19 protein-coding genes and 1 riboswitch are annotated in these 18,324 nt (G+C 73.1%); of the genes, 16 read left to right on the top strand and 3 right to left on the bottom strand.

Annotated features, from left to right (window positions below; all coding sequences use genetic code 11):
• The first annotated feature begins 25 nt into the window (after nt 1-25).
• The 4 genes from ACIA8Q_RS14085 (at nt 26) to ACIA8Q_RS14070 (ending at nt 4,472) form a co-directional block, all read left to right on the top strand.
• Nucleotides 26-2,041 (top strand): serine/threonine-protein kinase, encoded by a 2,016-nt coding sequence (locus ACIA8Q_RS14085; protein WP_360204477.1) that lies wholly within the window; start codon nt 26-28, stop codon nt 2,039-2,041.
• A 47-nt stretch (nt 2,042-2,088) separates the two neighbouring features.
• Nucleotides 2,089-2,268: a DUF6104 family protein gene (locus ACIA8Q_RS14080; protein ID WP_360204474.1), complete on the top strand. Its 180-nt coding sequence runs from the start codon at nt 2,089-2,091 to the stop codon at nt 2,266-2,268.
• 256 nt (nt 2,269-2,524) lie between these two features.
• A complete protein-coding gene (locus ACIA8Q_RS14075) occupies nt 2,525-3,433 on the top strand; it encodes a DUF4097 family beta strand repeat-containing protein (protein WP_360204472.1) in 909 nt (302 codons plus the stop codon).
• Nucleotide 3,434: 1 nt separating this feature from the next.
• Nucleotides 3,435-4,472, top strand: coding sequence for a PadR family transcriptional regulator (locus tag ACIA8Q_RS14070; protein ID WP_360204469.1), 1,038 nt, complete (start codon nt 3,435-3,437; stop codon nt 4,470-4,472).
• Between the two features lie 144 nt (nt 4,473-4,616).
• Here the strand turns inward: ACIA8Q_RS14070 and ACIA8Q_RS14065 are convergent, their stop codons facing one another.
• The gene (locus ACIA8Q_RS14065; protein WP_360204467.1) at nt 4,617-5,579 is read right to left on the bottom strand and encodes a zinc-binding dehydrogenase; all 963 of its coding nucleotides are present in this window, start codon (nt 5,577-5,579) and stop codon (nt 4,617-4,619) included.
• A 131-nt stretch (nt 5,580-5,710) separates the two neighbouring features.
• Nucleotides 5,711-6,907 (bottom strand): NADP-dependent malic enzyme, encoded by a 1,197-nt coding sequence (locus ACIA8Q_RS14060; protein WP_360204464.1) that lies wholly within the window; start codon nt 6,905-6,907, stop codon nt 5,711-5,713.
• Nucleotides 6,908-7,486: 579 nt separating this feature from the next.
• Here ACIA8Q_RS14060 and ACIA8Q_RS14055 point away from each other — a divergent pair.
• The 5 genes from ACIA8Q_RS14055 (at nt 7,487) to ACIA8Q_RS14035 (ending at nt 12,280) form a co-directional block, all read left to right on the top strand.
• Complete coding sequence (locus ACIA8Q_RS14055; protein WP_360204461.1) at nt 7,487-8,419, top strand: ABC transporter substrate-binding protein; 933 nt, start codon at nt 7,487-7,489, stop codon at nt 8,417-8,419.
• A gap of 415 nt (nt 8,420-8,834) precedes the next feature.
• Nucleotides 8,835-9,770: an ABC transporter substrate-binding protein gene (locus ACIA8Q_RS14050; RefSeq protein ID WP_360204457.1), complete on the top strand. Its 936-nt coding sequence runs from the start codon at nt 8,835-8,837 to the stop codon at nt 9,768-9,770.
• Between the two features lie 34 nt (nt 9,771-9,804).
• Nucleotides 9,805-10,779 carry an amino acid ABC transporter permease gene (locus ACIA8Q_RS14045; RefSeq protein WP_360204454.1) on the top strand — a complete coding sequence of 325 codons (975 nt, stop codon included), beginning with the start codon at nt 9,805-9,807 and terminating at the stop codon, nt 10,777-10,779.
• A 44-nt stretch (nt 10,780-10,823) separates the two neighbouring features.
• Entirely contained in the window at nt 10,824-11,576 is a 753-nt protein-coding gene (locus ACIA8Q_RS14040) for an amino acid ABC transporter ATP-binding protein (protein ID WP_360204856.1), read from the top strand.
• A gap of 113 nt (nt 11,577-11,689) precedes the next feature.
• Nucleotides 11,690-12,280, top strand: a complete 591-nt coding sequence (locus tag ACIA8Q_RS14035; protein ID WP_360204451.1) for a CGNR zinc finger domain-containing protein — start codon at nt 11,690-11,692, stop codon at nt 12,278-12,280.
• Here ACIA8Q_RS14035 and sodX read toward each other — a convergent pair.
• Nucleotides 12,277-12,657, bottom strand: coding sequence for a nickel-type superoxide dismutase maturation protease (sodX, locus tag ACIA8Q_RS14030; protein WP_396317226.1), 381 nt, complete (start codon nt 12,655-12,657; stop codon nt 12,277-12,279). The genes ACIA8Q_RS14035 and sodX overlap by 4 nt on opposite strands.
• Nucleotides 12,658-12,918: 261 nt before the next feature.
• Here sodX and sodN point away from each other — a divergent pair, with 261 nt between their 5' ends.
• The 7 genes from sodN (at nt 12,919) to ACIA8Q_RS13995 (ending at nt 18,203) form a co-directional block, all read left to right on the top strand.
• Nucleotides 12,919-13,314: a superoxide dismutase, Ni gene (sodN, locus tag ACIA8Q_RS14025; protein WP_360204447.1), complete on the top strand. Its 396-nt coding sequence runs from the start codon at nt 12,919-12,921 to the stop codon at nt 13,312-13,314.
• Between the two features lie 98 nt (nt 13,315-13,412).
• A riboswitch (cobalamin riboswitch) is annotated at nt 13,413-13,552 on the top strand.
• A gap of 176 nt (nt 13,553-13,728) precedes the next feature.
• A complete protein-coding gene (locus tag ACIA8Q_RS14020) occupies nt 13,729-14,793 on the top strand; it encodes an iron ABC transporter permease (protein WP_360204445.1) in 1,065 nt (354 codons plus the stop codon).
• Nucleotides 14,793-15,569, top strand: a complete 777-nt coding sequence (locus tag ACIA8Q_RS14015) for an ABC transporter ATP-binding protein (protein WP_360204443.1) — start codon at nt 14,793-14,795, stop codon at nt 15,567-15,569. Before ACIA8Q_RS14020 ends, ACIA8Q_RS14015 begins: the two co-directional genes overlap by 1 nt.
• Nucleotides 15,570-15,577: 8 nt before the next feature.
• The gene (locus ACIA8Q_RS14010) at nt 15,578-16,570 is read left to right on the top strand and encodes an ABC transporter substrate-binding protein (RefSeq protein ID WP_360204441.1); all 993 of its coding nucleotides are present in this window, start codon (nt 15,578-15,580) and stop codon (nt 16,568-16,570) included.
• Between the two features lie 102 nt (nt 16,571-16,672).
• Nucleotides 16,673-17,056 carry a nuclear transport factor 2 family protein gene (locus ACIA8Q_RS14005; RefSeq protein ID WP_360204438.1) on the top strand — a complete coding sequence of 128 codons (384 nt, stop codon included), beginning with the start codon at nt 16,673-16,675 and terminating at the stop codon, nt 17,054-17,056.
• Between the two features lie 10 nt (nt 17,057-17,066).
• Nucleotides 17,067-17,543 (top strand): GNAT family N-acetyltransferase, encoded by a 477-nt coding sequence (locus ACIA8Q_RS14000; RefSeq protein ID WP_360204436.1) that lies wholly within the window; start codon nt 17,067-17,069, stop codon nt 17,541-17,543.
• 249 nt (nt 17,544-17,792) lie between these two features.
• Nucleotides 17,793-18,203, top strand: a complete 411-nt coding sequence (locus ACIA8Q_RS13995; protein ID WP_360204433.1) for an anti-sigma regulatory factor — start codon at nt 17,793-17,795, stop codon at nt 18,201-18,203.
• Nucleotides 18,204-18,324: the final 121 nt, after the last annotated feature.

The raw sequence follows: 18,324 nt of genomic DNA, 5'->3' as shown, positions 1-18,324 counted from the left end.
ACCGCACTCCCAGGGGGATCACCACATGACCGCCGACACGCCGCGGGACGCCAGCAAGCTCCCGCCGGTCTTCCAGCCCCTCCTCCCCGACGACCCCCGGGAGGTCGGCGGCTACCGGCTGTTCGCCCGGCTCGGCGCCGGCGGCATGGGCCGGGTCTACCTGTCCTACACGCCGGGCGGGCGCCCGGTCGCGCTCAAGGTGGTCCGCCCGGAGTTCGCCGAGGACGGCGAGTTCCGCCGCCGCTTCGCGCAGGAGGTCAGCAACGCGCAGCGGATCCACGGCCTCTACACCGCGCAGGTGATCGACTCCGGCGGGCTGGACTCGGACGCCCCCTGGCTGGTCACCGCCTACGTCCCGGGCCCGTCCCTGCAGCAGGTGGTCCGGGAGAACGGCGCGCTGCCGGTCCGCACCGTGCTGCTGCTGATGGGCGGCATCGCCGAGGCGCTGCAGGCGATCCACAGCGTCGAGGTGGTCCACCGCGACCTCAAGCCCGCCAACGTGCTGGTCGCCGGCGACGGCCCGCGGGTGATCGACTTCGGCATCGCCCGGGCCGCCGACGCCACCGCGCTGACCGGTACCGGCTACCGGATCGGCTCCCCCGCCTTCATGTCCCCCGAGCAGGCCCAGGGCCGCGCGGTGACCCCCGCCACCGACGTCTTCGCGCTCGGCGCGCTGGCCGCGTACGTGGCCGGCGGCACCGCGCCCTTCGGCGACGGCCCGGACACCGCGGTGCTCTACCGGGTGGTGCACGAGGAGGCCGACCTGTCGGGCGTCCCCGCGGACCTGCGCGAGCTGGTCCAGCGCTGCCTGGCGAAGTCCCCGGAGGACCGCCCGACGCCCGCCGAGATCATCCAGGTCGCCCGCAACCACCCGGAGGTCGGCGGCCAGCTCCGGTTCGGCGACGACTGGCTGCCGCGGCAGGTCAACACCGAGATCACCCGCCGCTCGGACCTCCCGAAGACCCCGCCCACCCCGCTGCCGGCCGCGCCCGCCACCCCGCCGCCCGCACCGGCCGCGGCGCCCACCGCGCCCCCGCCGCCGCTCGGCGCGCCGACCCACCCGGCGACCGCGCTGACCTTGACCCCGCCGCCCTCGCCGCAGCAGCCGGCCGGCCCGCCGCCGGGCTTCGCGCCGCCCCCGCTCGGGGCTTACGGCGCCCCGCAGCAGCCCACCGAGACGCCGACCGCCCCGGTGCTGTCCGCGCCGCCCACCGTGCAGCTGCGCCAGGAGCCCGCGGGCCACGACACCCCGCCGCCCGCGCCCGCCTTCACGGACCCGCCGGCCGCCGAGCCGGAGCCCGCACCCCGGCGCAAGGGCGGGGTGTCCTGGAAGGTGCTGCTCACCGTCGCCCTGGTGATGGCGGTCGGCGGCACGGCGGGCGGCGTGGTGCTGATGAAGAAGCTGGACGACGGCAAGAAGAAGGACTCCGCCGCGACCGCCTCCCAGCAGCCCCCGGCCCAGCCCGCTCCCCAGCCGGCCACCACCGGCGGCACCTCCCCGAGCGCCGCCGCGGGCACCGGGTCGAGCACCGGGTCGGGCGCCACCGCCTCCAGCGCGCCGGTGACGGCCGCCCCCTCGAAGTCCGCCCAGGGCACCGTCTCGGCCCCGGCCCGGCCGGCCGGCTACACCCCGATGCTCGACAAGAAGTCGCTGGCCATCCCCGGCGCCGACTACTCCTCCGACGCCTACCGGATCGACCTGGACTCGGGCACCGTGGTGCCGCGCTCCAACGACCTGAAGTGGGGGCTCGGGGTCACCAACGTCGGCGGCGGCAGCAGCAAGGCCAACGCCTTCACCAGCTACGGCGACAACCGTTCGGACTTCGCGGTGATCACCGAGTCCTCGGTGACCGCCGAGCAGTGCGCCGCCGCGATCGACTCCCGGCCGGACACCGACCTCTCCTACAACCGGGTCGCCCCCGGCCGCCTGCTCTGCGTCCGCGACCGGGTCACCCGGAACATCGCCGTCGCCGCGATCGAGACCGCGGACCCGACCACCGGAGCCGCCAAGCTCACCGTCAGCACCTGGCGGGCCAGCTGACCCGGACTATCCTGACCGGGTCAATCCCCATCTGACCGGAGCGAACCGTGTACTTCACCGACCGCGGCATCGAGGAGCTGCAGAACCGGCGCGGCGACGAGGAGGTCACCTTCGAGTGGCTGGCCGAGCGCCTGCGCGAGTTCGTCGACCTCAACCCGGACTTCGAGATCCCGGTCGAGCGGCTGGCCACCTGGCTGGCCCGGCTCGACGACGAGGACGACGACTGACCGGCTGACGCGACGACCCGGTGGCCGGAGCCGAGAGGCCCGGGAGGCAACCGCCTCCCGGGCCTCCGGCGTTCCCGCCCGGGGTCCGCCCGGCGGCTCCCTGCCGGCGGCTCCCGGGCCGCGGGCCCTAGGGGGCGGCTCCGGGTCGTCTCGGGGGCGGGACCGGGGTCGGACGCCCTTGACTTCCCCGCAACGCGATATATCGTCTTTAGAAGAGAACGCGATACATCGCGATCCACGACGGGAGGCGGCAGAGATGAGCCAGTGGACGGTCGACGGACCCGAGAGGATCACCCTCGACGAGGCGGTCCGCGCGCTGCACGTGCGGATCATCGACGGCACGGTGAACGTGGTGGCCGCCGAGGGCCCGGCCCGCCTGGAGGTCACCGAGCTCCAGGGCGAGCCGCTGCACGTGACGCTGGTGGACGGCGTCCTCACCGTCACCTACCAGGACATCAACAGCTGGAGCGAGTTCGGCGAGCGGCTGAAGAGCGTCGACGCGGTCAAGGGCCTCTTCAGCTCCTTCAAGCGCAAGCGGATCGCCGGCGTCACCCTCACCGTCCCGGCCGAGGCCGAGGTCAAGGTCGGCACCGTCTCGGCCGGCGTCACCGTCTCCGGGATCACCGGGCACGTCTCGGTGCAGAGCGCCAGCGGCGACACCACCCTCGCCGGGCTGACCGGCCGCACCGACGCCAACACCGTCACCGGCGACGTGGACGCCCAGTCGGTGGCCGGCCAGCTCAAGGTCAACACCGTCTCCGGGCGGCTCACCGTCGTCGCCGGCACCGCCGAGCGGGTGCAGGCCAACTCGGTCACCGGCGCCGTCACCCTGGACCTGGACGTCGCCAACCCGGCCGACGTCAAGGTCACCACCGTCTCCGGCCCGGTCGCGATCCGGATCCCCTCGCTGGCCGACGCCAAGGTCGAGGCCGGCTCCACCAGCGGCGACCTCTCCAGCACCTTCGACGGCCTCAAGGTGAGCAGCACCTGGGGCGCCAAGCGGCTGTCCGGCCAGCTCGGCGACGGCCGCGGCAGCCTCGCCGTCACCACCGTCTCCGGTGCCGTCACCGTGCTGCGCCGCCCCGACCCGGAGGACGACGCGCCGGCCGTCACCAAGGAGCTCCCGGCCGGCCCCGGCAAGCCCGACCTCACCAAGGAGGCCTGAGATGACCCCCGTGTTCGGCCACGGCCGGCTCCGGTTGTACCTGCTGAAGCTGCTGGACGAGGCGCCCCGGCACGGCTACGAGGTGATCCGCCTGCTGGAGGAGCGCTTCCAGGGCCTGTACGCCCCCTCCGCCGGGACGGTCTACCCGCGGCTCGCCAAGCTGGAGCAGGAGGGCCTGGTCGCCCACAGCACCGAGGGCGGCCGCAAGGTCTACCGGCTGAGCGACGCGGGACGCGCCGAGCTGGAGGCCCGCCAGGGCGAGCTGGACGAACTGGAGCTGGAGATCCGCGACTCGGTGGCCCAGCTCGCCGCCGGCGCGATCCGCGAGGACGTCCGGGACAGCGCCAAGGACCTGCGCGAGGAGCTCTGGCAGGCCGCCAAGCAGGCGCCCCGGCCGGACCGCTCCGAGAAGACCGACGGCGGGGACCCGTGGGCCGGGCCCTGGGGCGACAACGAGGCCTGGCAGCGCGCCAAGGAGGAGTTCGCCCAGTTCAAGCGGCAGGCCAAGGACCAGGCCAAGCGCGCCCGGGAGCAGGAGAAGGCCGCCAAGGCCAAGGCGAAGGCCGCGGAGGCGGAGGCCCGCCGGCTGCGCGAGCAGTCCAAGGCCGCCCGGACGGCCGCGCAGCAGGAGGCGCTGCGGATCAAGCGCCGGGTCGAGCAGCAGGTGCGCGAGCACGCCGCCAAGGGCGACTGGCCCACCGGCCTGGCCGAGGGCCTGTCCGAGCTGACCAAGGGCCTGTCCGGGCTGGCCGACGCGGCCCGCTGGGGCCACCCGGCCGACGAGCCGGCCGAGCGGGTCACCGTCACCCGGATCGACCTGGACGAGGACGCCGCTCCGACCGCCCCCGAGGACCTGCCGTCCTGGGCGCGCACCGACCCGGCCGGCGACCCGGCCCGCGAGCTGGAGCGACTGCTCGACCGCTTCCGCGACCAGGTCCGCGACGCGGCCCGGGACGGCGGCGTGGACGGCGACGCGCTGGCCGAGGCGAGCTCGGTGCTGGGCACGGCCGGCGAGCGGCTGAAGCGGCTGCTCGGCTGAGCCGGCCGCTCGGCCGCCGCGGACGGACCCGGGCCCGGCCCCTCTTCCCGAGGGCGCCGGGCCGGGCCGTGTCCGGGCCACCGGGACGCCGGGCGGCCGGTGGGCCGGCCAGTCAGGGCGTCAGGGCGTCAGGGCGTCAGGGCGTCAGGGCGTCAGCACGATCTTGCCGAAGACGTCGCCCTTGGCGAGCCGCGCGAAGCCGTCCCGGGCCTCGGCCAGCGGCAGCACCGAGTCGATCACCGGCCGGACGCCGGTGGTGGCGCAGAGCGAGAGCAGCCCGGCCAGCTCCTCCTTGGTGCCCATCGTCGAGCCGACCACCTTGAGCTCCAGGAAGAAGATCCGGTTCAGCTCGGTGGCGCTCGGGTTGGCGCCGGAGGTGGCACCCGAGATGACGATGGTGCCGCCCGGCCGCAGCGACTTCACCGAGTGCGACCAGGTCGCCGCGCCGACCGTCTCCATCACCGCGTCCACCCGCTCGGGCAGCCGGGCGCCGCTCTCGAAGGCGGCGTCGGCCCCGAGCTCCACGGCGCGCCCGCGCTTGGCCTCGTCCCGGCCGGTGACCCAGACCCGCAGCCCCGCGGCCTTGCCGAGGGCGATCAGCGCGGTCGAGACCCCGCCGCCGGCGCCCTGCACCAGGACGGTGTCGCCCGGGCGGACCCCGGCGTTGGTGAACAGCATGCGGTACGCCGTCAGCCAGGCGGTGGGCAGGCAGGCGGCCTGCTCGAAGGTCAGCCCGGCGGGCTTGGGCAGCAGGTTCCAGGTGGGGACGGCCACCTTCTGGGCGAAGGTGCCCTGGTAGCGCTCGGTCAGGATGGACCGGGGCTCGTCGGGGCCCACCCCGTGGCCGGACTGGCCGATCACCGAGTGCAGGACCACCTCGTTGCCGTGCTCGTCGACGCCGGCGGCGTCGCACCCGAGGATCATCGGCAGCTTCTCGGCGGGCAGGCCGACGCCGCGCAGCGACCACAGGTCGTGGTGGTTCAGGCTGGCGGCCCTGACCGTGACCACGCTCCAGCCGGGGCGGGCCTGCGGCTCGGGGAGTTCGCCCAACTCCAGTCCGCTCAGCGGGTCGGCGGCGTCGATACGTGCGGCGTAGGCAGCAAACATGTCCCGGACGATAGCGGCGACGGCCGGGGCCGGGAACCACGCACGGGTGTGACGCGCGTCCCGGCTTCGGCGGCCCCGCCCGAAGAGGCGGGGGAGCGCTCCCGGCGGACCGGTGCGCTCCCCCGGCCGCGTCAGATCCGGGCCACGCCCTCGGCGCGGGCGGCCTCGGCGACGGCCTTGGTGACCGCCGGGGCGACCCGCTCGTCGAACGGCGAGGGGATGACCTTCTGCGGGGTCAGCTCGTCGGCGACGACACCGGCCAGCGCCTTGGCGGCGGCCAGCTTCATGCCCTCGGTGATCCGGCTGGCCCGCACCTGCAGGGCGCCGGCGAAGATGCCGGGGAAGGCCAGCACGTTGTTGATCTGGTTCGGGAAGTCGCTGCGCCCGGTGGCGACGACCGCCGCGTACTTGTGGGCCACCTCGGGGTGGATCTCCGGGTTGGGGTTGGCCATCGCGAAGACGAACGCGCCCTCGGCCATGGTCGCGACGACCTCCTCCGGCACGGTGCCGCCGGAGACGCCGATGAACACGTCGGCGCCGGCCAGCGCGTCGGCCAGCGAGCCCTTCTGCCCGGTGCGGTTGGTCTGCTCGGCGATCTCGGCCTTGACGTCGGTGAGGTCGCCGCGGCCCTCGTACACCACGCCCTTGCGGTCGCAGACCGCGACGTCGCCGATGCCGGCCGCGACCAGCATCTTGGCGATCGCGATGCCGGCCGCGCCCGCGCCGGAGATGACGGCCCGCAGCGAGCCGATCTCGCGGCCGGTCACCTTGGCCGCGTTCCACAGGGCGGCGGTGGTGACGATCGCGGTGCCGTGCTGGTCGTCGTGGAAGATCGGGATGTCCAGGGCGTCCTGGAGGCGGCGCTCGATCTCGAAGCAGCGGGGGGCGGAGATGTCCTCCAGGTTGACGCCGCCGAAGGAGGGCGCCAGCCGGACCACGGTCTCGACGATCTCGTCGACCTCGGTGCAGGCGAGCGCGATCGGCACCGCGTCCACGCCGCCGAACTGCTTGAACAGGATGGCCTTGCCCTCCATCACGGGCAGGGAGGCCTCCGGGCCGATGTCGCCCAGACCCAGCACCGCGGTGCCGTCGGTGACCACGGCGACGGTGTTGGACTTCCAGGTGTAGTCGTTGACCAGCTCCGGCTGCTCGGCGATGGCCGTGCAGACGCGGGCGACACCGGGGGTGTAGGCGAGGGACAGGTCGTCCGCGTCGCGCACCGGGACGGTCGCCCGGATCTCCATCTTGCCGCCGCGGTGGAGCGCGAAGACCGCGTCGACCGGATCGTCGGTGTCCTGGGTGCTGCTGCTGATGATCTCCGCTGCCACGATGACCTCTTCGTCATTGTTCTGGCGAGGGTGCGCGGCCGACGGGCGGGACGACCCCTCCGGAAACCGGAAACCGGGTACGCCGAAGCGGACCCGGGGGGTGGGTCGGGGCGCTGCGTCGGGCGGCGCCCTCGGATGAGGGTTTATGGGTCTTGTCTGTCCGCGTTGTGCTTGCGGCCGAGCGTAGGTCGGACAAAGGCATCGCACCTATGCCTTTTCGTCCTCGTCACGTGCAGTTCATCGCCGAGCTGTCGCGTCACAGGGGCCCGGCGTCGGAAGCGACGGGCTCCGGCGGCGGCAACGGCGATGGCGCACGCGCACCCGCAGGAGTGAACGCAGACGCGAAGGGGAGCCGGTGTCCCGGATACGGAGCCACGTCGTGACTTCCGTTCCCGGACACCCCGAGCCTGTCGGGACTCGGCGGTCTGGTTCGAGCGTTCGGGGGTCACCCGGTACCGAATTCTGACACACCCGCCGCCGGGCCCGGCAGGGCGGGATGGCAGGATCGCTTGTCCGCCATTTCGCGTACACCCACGAGTCACCGTGGCGGCCGCACGTCACTCCCACAGGAGCCCCCTCATGCACCACCTCCCCCTCCCCCGCCGCCGCCAGGTCGCCGCCTGCGTCGCACTGGCCACCGCCGGAGCCCTGCTGCTGACCGGCTGCGACGACGGCGGGCAGGCCGCCGCGGCGAGCGATCCGGTCCAGGACATCCGCGGCAAGCTGCCGAAGGCGCAGCGCTCCGCCGGGGTGCTGCGGATCGGCATGGACGTCAACTACGCCCCGGTCGAGTTCCGCGGCTCGGACGGCAAGCCGGACGGCCTCGACCCGGACATAGCCAACGCGCTCGGCAAGATCCTGGACGTGCGGATCGAGATCGTCGACACCCCGTTCGACAAGCTGGTGCCCGGACTGCAGGCCAAGCAGTTCGACATGGCGATGTCCGCGATCAGCGACATCCGCAAGCGCCGCGAGGGCCTGGACGACAACGGCAAGCAGGTCAACCCCGGCGTCGACTTCGTGGACTACTTCATCGCGGGCACCTCGATCATCGTCCCGAAGGGCAACCCGAAGGGGATCCGGAACCTGGACGACCTGTGCGGCCGGACGGTCGCGCTGCAGCAGGGCACCACGCAGGACGAGATCATCACCCGCCAGGTGGCCGTCTGCGCCCGGACCGGGCGCCAGCTCACCACCCGCAAGTTCGACAGCGACGCCAAGGCGCTGGCCGAGGTGGCCTCCGGCGCGGCCGCGGCCGGCGTGAACGACTTCCCGGTGGCGGCCTACGCGGCGAAGACCACCGACGGCGGCAACCGCTTCGAGGTGACCGGCGGGCAGTCCACCTCCAACCCGTACGGGATCGCGCTGCGCAAGGACGACACCGCGCTGCGGGACGTGATGGCCAAGGCCGTCGACCAGCTGATCCGCAGCGGCGACTACGACAAGATCCTCGGGAAGTGGAACGTCAGCGCCGGTGCGGCGCAGAACGCGGTGGTCAACGGCGGCATCTGAGCCTCGGGCGGCGGGCCTCCGGGCCAGAAGCAGGGGGATCTGCATACTTATACGCAGGGTGACAGGGGCCCGGAATCGGTCCGAATAGCGGACGGTGTGAGCCCTCGTTATCCGATTTTGATCTGAATGAGGGCCACCTGACCGTCCTCAGATGGCAGGATTCCCCCCATCTCGGATCGAGCCGGCCACTGGTCGAGGCGGTTCGGTCAACGTCCACCTCGGCGGAGGGTGGCGGATGCAGTTCTTCGTACCACCCCGGGCGGTACCCCCCGCCCGGGCACTGCACGACCCGGCCCTGCACGTACGACGACGTACAGCGACATACACCCGTACAGCGCCGTACGGCCTGCTGCCCAGGTGTGCCGCCCCCGCGGCGCGCTCCGCCCGACCTCTCCCTCAGGAGGAGATCCCCCTCATGACCGCCCGTACCCAGCGCACCCGGCTCCTCGCCGCCGGCGCGGTTGCCGCCACCGTCTCCCTCGTCCTGACCGGCTGCGGCAGCAGCGGCTCGTCCTCCTCGGCCGGCAGCAGCGGCGCCAACGCGTCCGCCTCGGTCAAGGCGGTCACCGCCGACCCCACCCTGGTCTCCCAGCTGCCGGCCGACGTGAAGTCCTCGGGCAAGATCGTCGTCGCGGCCGACGCCTCCTACGCGCCCAACGAGTTCCAGGACGCCTCGGGCAAGGTCATCGGCATGGACGTCGACCTGGCCAACGCCATCGGCCAGAAGCTCGGTCTCCAGGTCGAGGTCCAGAACTCCCCGTTCACCGCGATCATCCCGGGCATCCAGGCCAACAAGTTCCAGCTGGGCATGAGCTCCTTCACGGACAACAAGGACCGTGAGGCCACCGTCGACATGGTGACCTACTTCTCGGCGGGCACCAGCGCGGCGGTCAAGAAGGGCAACCCGGACAAGATCGACGCCAACGACCTCTGCGGCAAGAAGGTCGCCGTCCAGACCGGCACCACCCAGGCCGACCAGATCAAGGACGTCATCAACCCGGCGTGCGTCAAGGCCGGCAAGCCCCCGGTGCCCAACGACGGCGACAAGTTCGACCTGCAGACCGACGTGACCCAGGCCGTGGTCTCCGGCCGCGACCAGGTCATGCTGGCCGACTCCCCGGTCGTCGACTACGCCATCAAGCAGACCAACGGCCAGCTGGAGCAGCTCGGCACCGTCGAGGGCAAGGCCCCGTACGGCATCGTCCTGACCAAGGGCTCCGCGCTCGCCAAGCCCGTCCAGGGCGCCGTCCAGTCGCTGATGGACGACGGCACCTACAAGCAGATCCTCGAGAAGTGGGGCGTCCAGGCGGGCGCGATCACCCAGTCCCAGATCAACGGCGCCACCAGCTGACCCTCCGCCAGTTCCCCACCCCCCTGAGGCCACTGTGAACCATTCCGATCAGGGGACGGCGCACCCGGGACGGCCCGAAACCTTCAAGGCCGTCCCGGTCCGCCACCCCGGCCGGTGGGCCGGAGCCGTCGTCGTCGCGGTCCTCGCGGCCATGATGCTCCACGCCCTGATCTTCAATCCCGCCTTCCAGTGGGACGTCGTCAACACCTACCTCTTCGACTCCAGCATCCTGCACGGCCTGGGCGTCACCCTCGAACTGACCGCGCTGTCCATGGTGATGGGCGTCGCCGGCGGCATCATCCTCGCGGTGATGCGGCTGTCGCCGAACCCCCTGCTGTCCGGCACCGCGTGGTTCTACATCTGGGTCTTCCGCGGCACCCCCGTCCTGGTCCAGCTGGTCTTCTGGAACTTCATGGGCGCGCTCTGGCCCAAGCTGTCGATCGGCATCCCGTTCGGCCCGGAGTTCTGGTCCGAGTCGACCAACACGCTGATCCCGGTCTTCACCGCGGCGCTGCTCGGCCTGGGCCTCAACGAGGCCGCGTACATGGCGGAGATCGTCCGCGGCGGCATCCAGTCGGTGGACGAGGGGCAGACCGAGGCGGCCCACGCGCTCGGCATGAGCCGGTTCGCGACCATGCGCCGGATCGTCCTGCCGCAGGCCATGCGGGTGATCATCCCGCCGACCGGCAACGAGACCATCTCGATGCTCAAGACCACCTCGCTGGTCAGCGTCATCGCGCTGGAGGAGCTGTTCCGGGCCGGGCAGAACATCTACTCGCGCACCTTCCAGACCATCCCGCTGCTGATCACCGTCAGCCTCTGGTACCTCTTCCTGACCTCCGTGCTGACCGTCGGGCAGTACTACGTCGAGCGGTACTACGCTCGGGGTACCAGCAGGACGCTGCCGCCGACCCCGCTCCAGCGCGTGCGCGGCCTCTTCCGCGGCAAGCCCGCGCCGAAGACCGAGCACGACGTCGTCCCGGGGCTCGAGGGAGGTGGTCACGCATGACCGATCTGACCAAGCAGCCGCAGGACGCCGCACCGGGCGAGCCGATGGTCAAGGCCGAGGGCGTGCGCAAGTCGTACGGCCTGGTCGAGGTGCTCAAGGGCATCGACCTGGAGGTCAAGCCCCGCGAGGTGTTCTGCCTCATCGGCCCGTCGGGCTCCGGCAAGTCGACCTTCCTCCGGTGCATCAACCACCTGGAGAAGATCAACGGCGGACTGCTGTCCGTCGACGGCGAGCTGGTCGGCTACCGGCGCAAGGGCGACAAGCTCTACGAGCTCAAGGACCGCGAGGTCGCGCTCAAGCGGCGCGACATCGGCATGGTGTTCCAGCGCTTCAACCTGTTCCCGCACATGACCGCCATAGAGAACGTCATCGAGGCGCCGGTCCAGGTGAAGGGCGAGTCCAAGGCCGACGCCCGCGAGCGCGGGATGGCCCTGCTGGAGCGGGTCGGCCTGTCCGACAAGGCGAAGAACTACCCGTCGCAGCTCTCCGGCGGCCAGCAGCAGCGCGTGGCGATCGCCCGCGCACTGGCCATGAAGCCGAAGCTGATGCTCTTCGACGAGCCCACCTCCGCGCTCGACCCGGAGCTGGTCGGCGAGGTGCTGGACGTCATGCGCGGGCTGGCCGAGGAGGGGATGACGATGATCGTCGTCACCCACGAGATGGGCTTCGCCCGCGAGGTCGGCGACGCGCTGGTGTTCATGGACGGCGGCGTCGTCGTCGAGTCCGGGACCCCCCGCGACGTGCTCACCGACCCGCAGCACGAACGCACCAGGGCCTTCCTCTCCAAGGTCCTGTAGATCCCTACCGTCGGCGCCCGGCAGGCTGCTCCTGCCGGGCGCCGACGTTTTCCCCACTCGGGTAATAGGCTGGAAGCAGTCAGCCCGTTACCGACACTTCTGGAAGGACCGCCGTGGAGCTCGCCTCGTACGCCGACCTCGCCGTCCGGCTGGTGAACACCGAGGAGCCCGAGCGCGGAACCGACTCGCTGACCTCCGTCGAGGCCGTGCGCGAGCTGTTCTCCGACTCCTCGCGGGCCGCCGCGCTGGCCGACGAGTCCGACCTGCCCCGGCTGCGGGCGGTGCGGACCAGACTGCGCGGGGTCTTCGAGGCCGCCGCCGAGAACGACGAGGTCCGGGGCGTCGACCTGCTGAACAGCCTGCTGATGGAGTACCCCGTCAGCCCGCTGGTCTCCGGGCACGACTACCTGGACGACGCCGGCCGGCCCCGCTGGCACCTGCACCTCGCCGACAACTCGCCGACCGCCACCGCGCACTTCAGCGCCGTCGCCTGCATGGGCCTGGCCGTGCACCTGACCGAGCTGGGCGCCGACCGGCTCGGCATCTGCCAGGCCGCCCCCTGCCGCAACGCCTACCTGGACACCTCGACCAACCGCTCCCGCCGCTACTGCTCGGACCGCTGCGCGACCCGCGCCAACGTCGCCGCCTACCGGGCCCGCAAGCGCCAGGAGGCGGAGGCCGCGGCGCCGGGCAACACCCCCTAGCGCGGCTGCGGCGGGTGGACGTCCTCCACCCAGAGGCCCAGCCGGCGGGCCAGGCCCGGGACGGCGGCCAGCCGGCCGCCGAGCAGCAGCCGCTCCAGCCGGCGGCCGGGCGCCAGCCAGGCCGGGCGCGGGCGCAACCGCAGCAGCACCCGGCCGAGCACCAGCTCGTCCGGCACCGGGCCGTAGCTGCGGCTGTCGCTGTCCACCGGCCGGTTGTCGGACAGCAGCCACCAGCCCGCCGGGCGGCGCTCGGCGGCCCGCTTGACCACCAGCAGGTCCTGCTGGAAGGGGTGCCGGAAGAGCACCACCGCGCCCGGGCGGATCGGCGCGCCGTAGCGCACCAGCAGCTGGTCGCCCTCGCGCAGGGTCGGGACCATCGAGGGCCCGGCCACGTCGACCAGCCCGAACGGCAGCGCGCCGCCGCCCCGGGCGCCGCCCCCGGCTTCCGCGCTCCGCGCCACGACTCCTCCTCCCGACCGAACGGTCCCAGTCTGCCGCACGGATCGTCACCCCGTTCGATGTCCGGATTACCCCGGTTCCGGGTCCGCCTTTTGCCCTAGGCCCACCGCCCGATCGCGAAACCCGCAGGGCGGAAGGGTAATCTCGGGCGCGGGAAGACGATCTAAGGAAGGACTCCCATGTTCTCTCGTCTGTTTGCACCGCGCGCCACCGCCCACGCCCACTGCGACCTGCCCTGCGGCGTGTACGACCCGGCGCAGGCCCGGATCGAGGCCGAGTCGGTCAAGGCCACCCAGGAGAAGTACCAGGCCAACGAGGACCCGCACTTCCGCGCCCGCGCCGTCATCATCAAGGAGCAGCGCGCCGAGGCCGTCAAGCACCACATCTCGGTGCTGTGGAGCGACTACTTCAAGGCCCCGCACTTCGAGAAGTACCCGCAGCTGCACGCGCTGATCAACGACACCCTGAAGGCCGCCTCGGCCGCCAAGGCGTCCACCGACCCGGCCACCGGCCAGGCCCTGCTGGACCTGATCGCCGAGGTCGACAAGATCTTCTGGGAGACCAAGCAGGCCTGAGCCTGACGCGTCGCCACCCGACCGCCCCCGTCCGCACCGCCGGACGGGGGCGGTCGTGCGTCCACGGCCGACCCGGCCGGGACCCACCCCGGTAAGGGTTGCCTAGCCTGAGTGGCTGTTATGCTGCCAGGGCGTCCGAGGGGGAAGTCCGGTGTGAGTCCGGCGCTGACCCGCAACGGTGAGCGCGGCCCGCACGGCCGCGCCAGCCCGATCGCCCCCGGCCGCTGACCTCCCGACAACTCGCCGTGGACTGCGAGGGGACGGCGCCGCACGGGCCCGCGCCCGCCCGGCGCCCGCCCCCGCGCGCCCGCGGCCCGAGGCAAGGCGCACAACCCCGGTGAACGAGCGCAGCGAACGGACCGTCAACAGGTGCGCGCGGGCCCACGCCCGTGTGCGGCCCGGCGGGGCCGGCACGTGAGCGGCGCCGCGGCCGCGCCGCCCGCCCGGCGGATACCCGCCCCGCCCCTCGCCCTCGGCCTGGCCGTCGCCCTGCTGCTCTCGCTGGTCTGCGGGGTCGCGCTGGGCGCCGCCGGCCTCGGCCCTGCCCGGGTGCTGCGGCTGCTCGCCGCCGGGCTGACGGGCGGTCGACTGGAGGCCGACGAGGCCGCCGCGTACGCCATCGTCTGGGAGATCCGGCTGCCGCGCACCGTGCTGGCCGCGGTGGTCGGCGCCGGGCTCGCCGCCACCGGGGTCGCCGTGCAGGCTCTGGTGCGCAACGCGCTGGCCGATCCGTTCGTGCTCGGGATCTCCTCCGGCGCGGCCGTCGGCGCCAACGCCGTCCTGCTGCTGGGCGCCTTCGCCTCGCTCGGGGTGTGGGCGATCTCGGCCTCCGCCTTCGGCACCGCGCTGCTCGCCATGGTGCTGGTCTACCTGGCCGCCCGGACCGCCCACGGACTCACCCCGCTGCGCCTGGTGCTCACCGGCACCGCGCTCTCCTACGGCTTCTCCGCCGCCACCGCGCTGATGGTCTTCGCCGCCGCCCGCGGCGAGGCCGCCCGGGACGCCATGATGTGGCTGCTCGGCAACCTCGGCGGCGCCACCTGGGGATCCGTCCCGATCGTCGCCGCCACCGTGCTCGCCGGCCTGGTCCACCTGCACTGCTCCGCGGGCCGGCTGGACGCGCTCGCCATGGGTGACGAGACGGCCGCCTCGCTCGGCGTGGACCCGGACCGGCTGCGCCGCGAGCTGTTCGTGGTGACCGCCGCCGTCACCGGCACGGTGGTCGCGGTCAGCGGGGCGATCGGCTTCGTCGGGCTGATGGTCCCGCACCTGGCCCGGATGCTGGTCGGGGCCGGCCACCGCCGGGTGCTGCTGGTCGCGCCGGTGGCGGGTGCGCTACTGCTGGTCTGGGTGGACATCGTCTCGCGGACCCTGCTGGCGCCCGCCGAACTGCCCGTCGGGGTCGGCACCGCGGTGCTCGGCGTGCCCTGCTTCCTGTTCCTGATGCGCCGCCGCGGCCACGCCCTCGGGGGGCGCTGATGGACCTCTCCCTCGACCGGGTCTCGGTCGACCTGGCCGGTGCCCGGCTGGTCCACGACGTCGTGCTGAAGGCCGCCGCCGGGCAGGTGGTCGGTCTGGTGGGGCCGAACGGCAGCGGCAAGTCGACCCTGCTGCGCTGCGTCTACCGGGCGCTGCGGCCCGCCGCCGGGGCCGTCCTGCTGGACGGCGCCGAGCTGCACGCGCTCCCCGCCCGCGAGGCCGCCCGGCGGGTGGCCGCGCTGCCGCAGGAGCACTCCGCCGAGTTCGACTTCACCGTCGCCGAGGTGGTCGCGATGGGCCGGCTGCCGCACCGGAGCGGGCTGGGCGGGCCGGGCCCGGACGACCGCGCGCGCTGCGCGCGGGCGCTGCGCCGGGTCGGCGCCGAGCACCTGGCCGGACGGGGCTTCCCGAGCCTGTCCGGCGGCGAGAAGCAGCGGGTGCTGATCGCCCGCGCGCTGGTCCAGGACCCGCGGCTGCTGGTGCTCGACGAACCCACCAACCACCTGGACATCGCCCACCAGTTGGACGTGCTGGCGCTGGTCCGGGAGGCCGGGCCGACGGTGCTCACCGCCCTGCACGACCTCAACCTGGCGGCCGGCCACTGCGACCTGCTGTACGTGCTGCGGGCCGGCCGGATCGTCGCCTCCGGGCCGCCCGCCGAGGTGCTCCGGCCCGACCTGCTGGCCGAGGTGTTCGGCGTCCGGGCCACCCCCGTCCGGCACCCGGTGACCGGCGCCCTCCAGCTGCTCTTCGACCGTGTCCACCCCACCCGCTAGGAACCCGCTTGCGCACCAAGGCCGTTGCCTCCGCCGCCCTGCTCGCCCTCGGACTCACCGCCTGCGGCGCGGAGATCGCCCCCGGCGACGCCGCCGCCGGCTCCGCCCACTACCCGGTGACCGTGCAGAACTGCGGCACCGCGCTCACCTTCGACCGCAAGCCCGCCCGGGCGGTCACCAACGACGTCGGCATCACCGAGCTGATGCTCGCCCTCGGCCTCGCCGACCGGATGGCCGGCTACGTGATGCCCGACGACAAGGGCCGGGTCGACCAGGTCGCCTGGAAGGACGGCTACCAGCGGACCGCGTGGCTCTCCAGGAAGGAGATCACCAAGGAGATCGTGCTGGACGCCCGGGCCGACCTGGTCTTCGCGGGCTGGCACTACGGCTTCGACGAGGGGAGCGGCTTCACCCCGCAGGCGCTGAAGGACCTCGGCATCGGCTCGTACGTGCTCAGCGAGTCCTGCCGCAGCGGCCGGGGCCCCGAGCGCGGGGTGATGTCCCCGCTGGACGCGCTCTACACCGACCTGGCCAACCTGGGCGAGGTCTTCGACGTCCGGGACCGCGCCGACCGGCTGATCGCCGACTTCCGGGCGCAGGTGGCCGCCGTGCCTGAGCCCGCGCACCGGCCGTCCGTCTTCCTGTACGACAGCGGGAAGGACAAGCCGTACACCGCCGGGAGGTTCGCCGCGCCCCAGGAGATCATCGCCAGGGCCGGCGGGACCAACGTGACGGGCGACCTCGCCGACAGCTGGACCACCGTCGGATGGGAGAGCGTCGTCGAGCGCGATCCCGAGGTGATCGTGATCAACAACTACGGGGAGACCGGCGCCGAGGCCAAGCGCGCCTTCCTGAAGTCCTTCCCGCCGCTCGCCGGCGTCTCGGCGGTCCGGAACGACCGGATCTTCGTCCTGGACTACGTCGACCTGGTGGAGAGCCCGCGCAACCCGGCCGCGATCACCGCACTGGCCGCCTACCTGCGCACCGTCCCCGCCCGCTGACCGGCGGCCCGGATCCCGCTCCCCCGGCGGGCCCGCCGGCCCGGCCCGCCGGGCGTACGCTCGGAGGTGCGAGCCGACGGACCCGACCGGAGGAGCGAGATCATGACCACCACGGCGGCGCCGTCCGCCTTCGACACCCGTGCGCTGCGCGAGGGCATCGAGCGCAGCGACCCCGCGGCCCTGCTGGCCCTGTACGCGGACGACGCGGAACTGCGCGTGGTCGACCGCAAGACCCAGCCCAGCCACCCCCTGGTGATGCACGGGCGGGACGAGATCGCCGCCATGCTGAACGAGGTCTACAGCCGCGAGCCCACCCACACCCTCGAACAGGTGGTGGTCCAGGGCGAGCACGTCGCCTTCATGGAGTCCTGCCGCTACCCCGACGGCGTGCGGGTGCTGATGACCTCCATGGCCGACCTGCGGGACGGCAGGATCGTCGACCAGACCTCGATCCAGGCCTGGGACGAGACCGGGCCCGCCCAGTAGGCTCGTCGGCATGATCCGCACCGCCGTCGCCACCGACGTCCCCGTCATCCACGCCATGGTCCGCGAACTCGCCGAGTACGAGAAGGAACCGCACGCGGCGGTGGCCACCGAGGAGCAGCTGCACGACGCTCTGTTCGGTGCCAGTCCCGCGCTCTTCGGCCTGGTCGCCGAGGACGAGGCCACCGGCGAGCCGGTCGGCTTCGCCGTCTGGTTCCTCAACTTCTCGACCTGGCGCGGCACCCACGGGATCTACCTGGAGGACCTCTACGTCCGCCCGGAGGCCCGCGGCGGCGGCCACGGCAAGGCCCTGCTGCTGGAGCTGGCGCGGATCGCCGTCGAGCGCGGCTACGCGCGGATGGAGTGGTCGGTCCTCGACTGGAACGAGCCCTCGATCAACTTCTACAAGTCGCTCGGCGCCGTCCCGATGGACGACTGGAGCATCTTCCGGCTCACCGGCGAGGCGCTCACCGCCGCCGGGAGCCGCTGAACGGTCCGCCCGAACCCCTGCCACCCTGCGTCGCGATGGCTTACCATGAGTGACTCCCGAGCCCCGGACGGCGTGCGGAAAGCGGTAAGGTCTCAGGCGGATACGCGGCGTCCGGCCGCCCTGCGAGGGGTATGACCGGTACGTACCGCACCACCCCTCTGGACAGTTGGGGCGAAGCAGTTGAGCCAAGCAACAGACAGTGCCGCGGCCACCGGCCCGGAAGCACAGCGCGTCACCCAGGAGGTGAGGGTGTCCCAGATCGACGGCGAGCCCGGAGTGCAGGACTTCGTGGAGGTCCGGCTGCCCGCGGCAGGGGCCTACCTCTCGGTCCTGCGAACAGCGACGGCCGGCCTGGCGGCGCGGCTCGACTTCACCCTCGACGAGATCGAGGACCTTCGGATCGCGGTCGACGAGGCCTGCGCCATCCTGCTCCAGCAGGCGGTGCCCGGTTCCGTCCTGTCCTGCGAGTTCCGGCTGGTCGGCGACTCGCTGAAGGTGACGGTCGCCGCCCCGACCACGGACGGCAAGGCGCCCGAACGCGACACCTTCGCCTGGACGGTGCTCTCCGCACTGGCCGGCGAGGTGGACTCCTCGGTCGCCGAGGACAAGACCGTGTCGATCAGCCTGCACAAGAAGCGCGGCGGCCCCGCCGCCCACTAGACGGGCGTCGAGCAGCACCGCGCGAAGGGCCGTCCGTCCGCCCCCGATCCGGGGCCGGGCGGGCGGCGCCCGGTACCGCCCCCCAGCGGTACGACCAACGAGAAGATGCCGGGGCCAACGG

It is taken from the genome of Kitasatospora sp. NPDC051705 (assembly GCF_044453265.1).
GTDB lineage: Bacteria > Actinomycetota > Actinomycetes > Streptomycetales > Streptomycetaceae > Kitasatospora.
Note: the sequence above shows the minus strand (reverse complement) of the source record. Positions and strands in the feature narration are given on the sequence as shown.

What these genes read in the sequence shown, in the direction of transcription:
- ACIA8Q_RS14085 (WP_360204477.1), top strand. Translation starts at nt 26, where the DNA reads ATGACCGCCGACACGCCGCGGGACGCCAGCAAGCTCCCGCCGGTCTTC.
- ACIA8Q_RS14075 (WP_360204472.1), top strand. Translation starts at nt 2,525, where the DNA reads ATGAGCCAGTGGACGGTCGACGGACCCGAGAGGATCACCCTCGACGAG.
- ACIA8Q_RS14070 (WP_360204469.1), top strand. Translation starts at nt 3,435, where the DNA reads ATGACCCCCGTGTTCGGCCACGGCCGGCTCCGGTTGTACCTGCTGAAG.
- ACIA8Q_RS14065 (WP_360204467.1), bottom strand. Translation starts at nt 5,579, where the DNA reads ATGTTTGCTGCCTACGCCGCACGTATCGACGCCGCCGACCCGCTGAGC.
- ACIA8Q_RS14055 (WP_360204461.1), top strand. Translation starts at nt 7,487, where the DNA reads ATGCACCACCTCCCCCTCCCCCGCCGCCGCCAGGTCGCCGCCTGCGTC.
- ACIA8Q_RS14050 (WP_360204457.1), top strand. Translation starts at nt 8,835, where the DNA reads ATGACCGCCCGTACCCAGCGCACCCGGCTCCTCGCCGCCGGCGCGGTT.
- ACIA8Q_RS14040 (WP_360204856.1), top strand. Translation starts at nt 10,824, where the DNA reads ATGGTCAAGGCCGAGGGCGTGCGCAAGTCGTACGGCCTGGTCGAGGTG.
- sodX (WP_396317226.1), bottom strand. Translation starts at nt 12,657, where the DNA reads ATGGTCCCGACCCTGCGCGAGGGCGACCAGCTGCTGGTGCGCTACGGC.
- sodN (WP_360204447.1), top strand. Translation starts at nt 12,919, where the DNA reads ATGTTCTCTCGTCTGTTTGCACCGCGCGCCACCGCCCACGCCCACTGC.
- ACIA8Q_RS14015 (WP_360204443.1), top strand. Translation starts at nt 14,793, where the DNA reads ATGGACCTCTCCCTCGACCGGGTCTCGGTCGACCTGGCCGGTGCCCGG.
- ACIA8Q_RS14005 (WP_360204438.1), top strand. Translation starts at nt 16,673, where the DNA reads ATGACCACCACGGCGGCGCCGTCCGCCTTCGACACCCGTGCGCTGCGC.
- ACIA8Q_RS14000 (WP_360204436.1), top strand. Translation starts at nt 17,067, where the DNA reads ATGATCCGCACCGCCGTCGCCACCGACGTCCCCGTCATCCACGCCATG.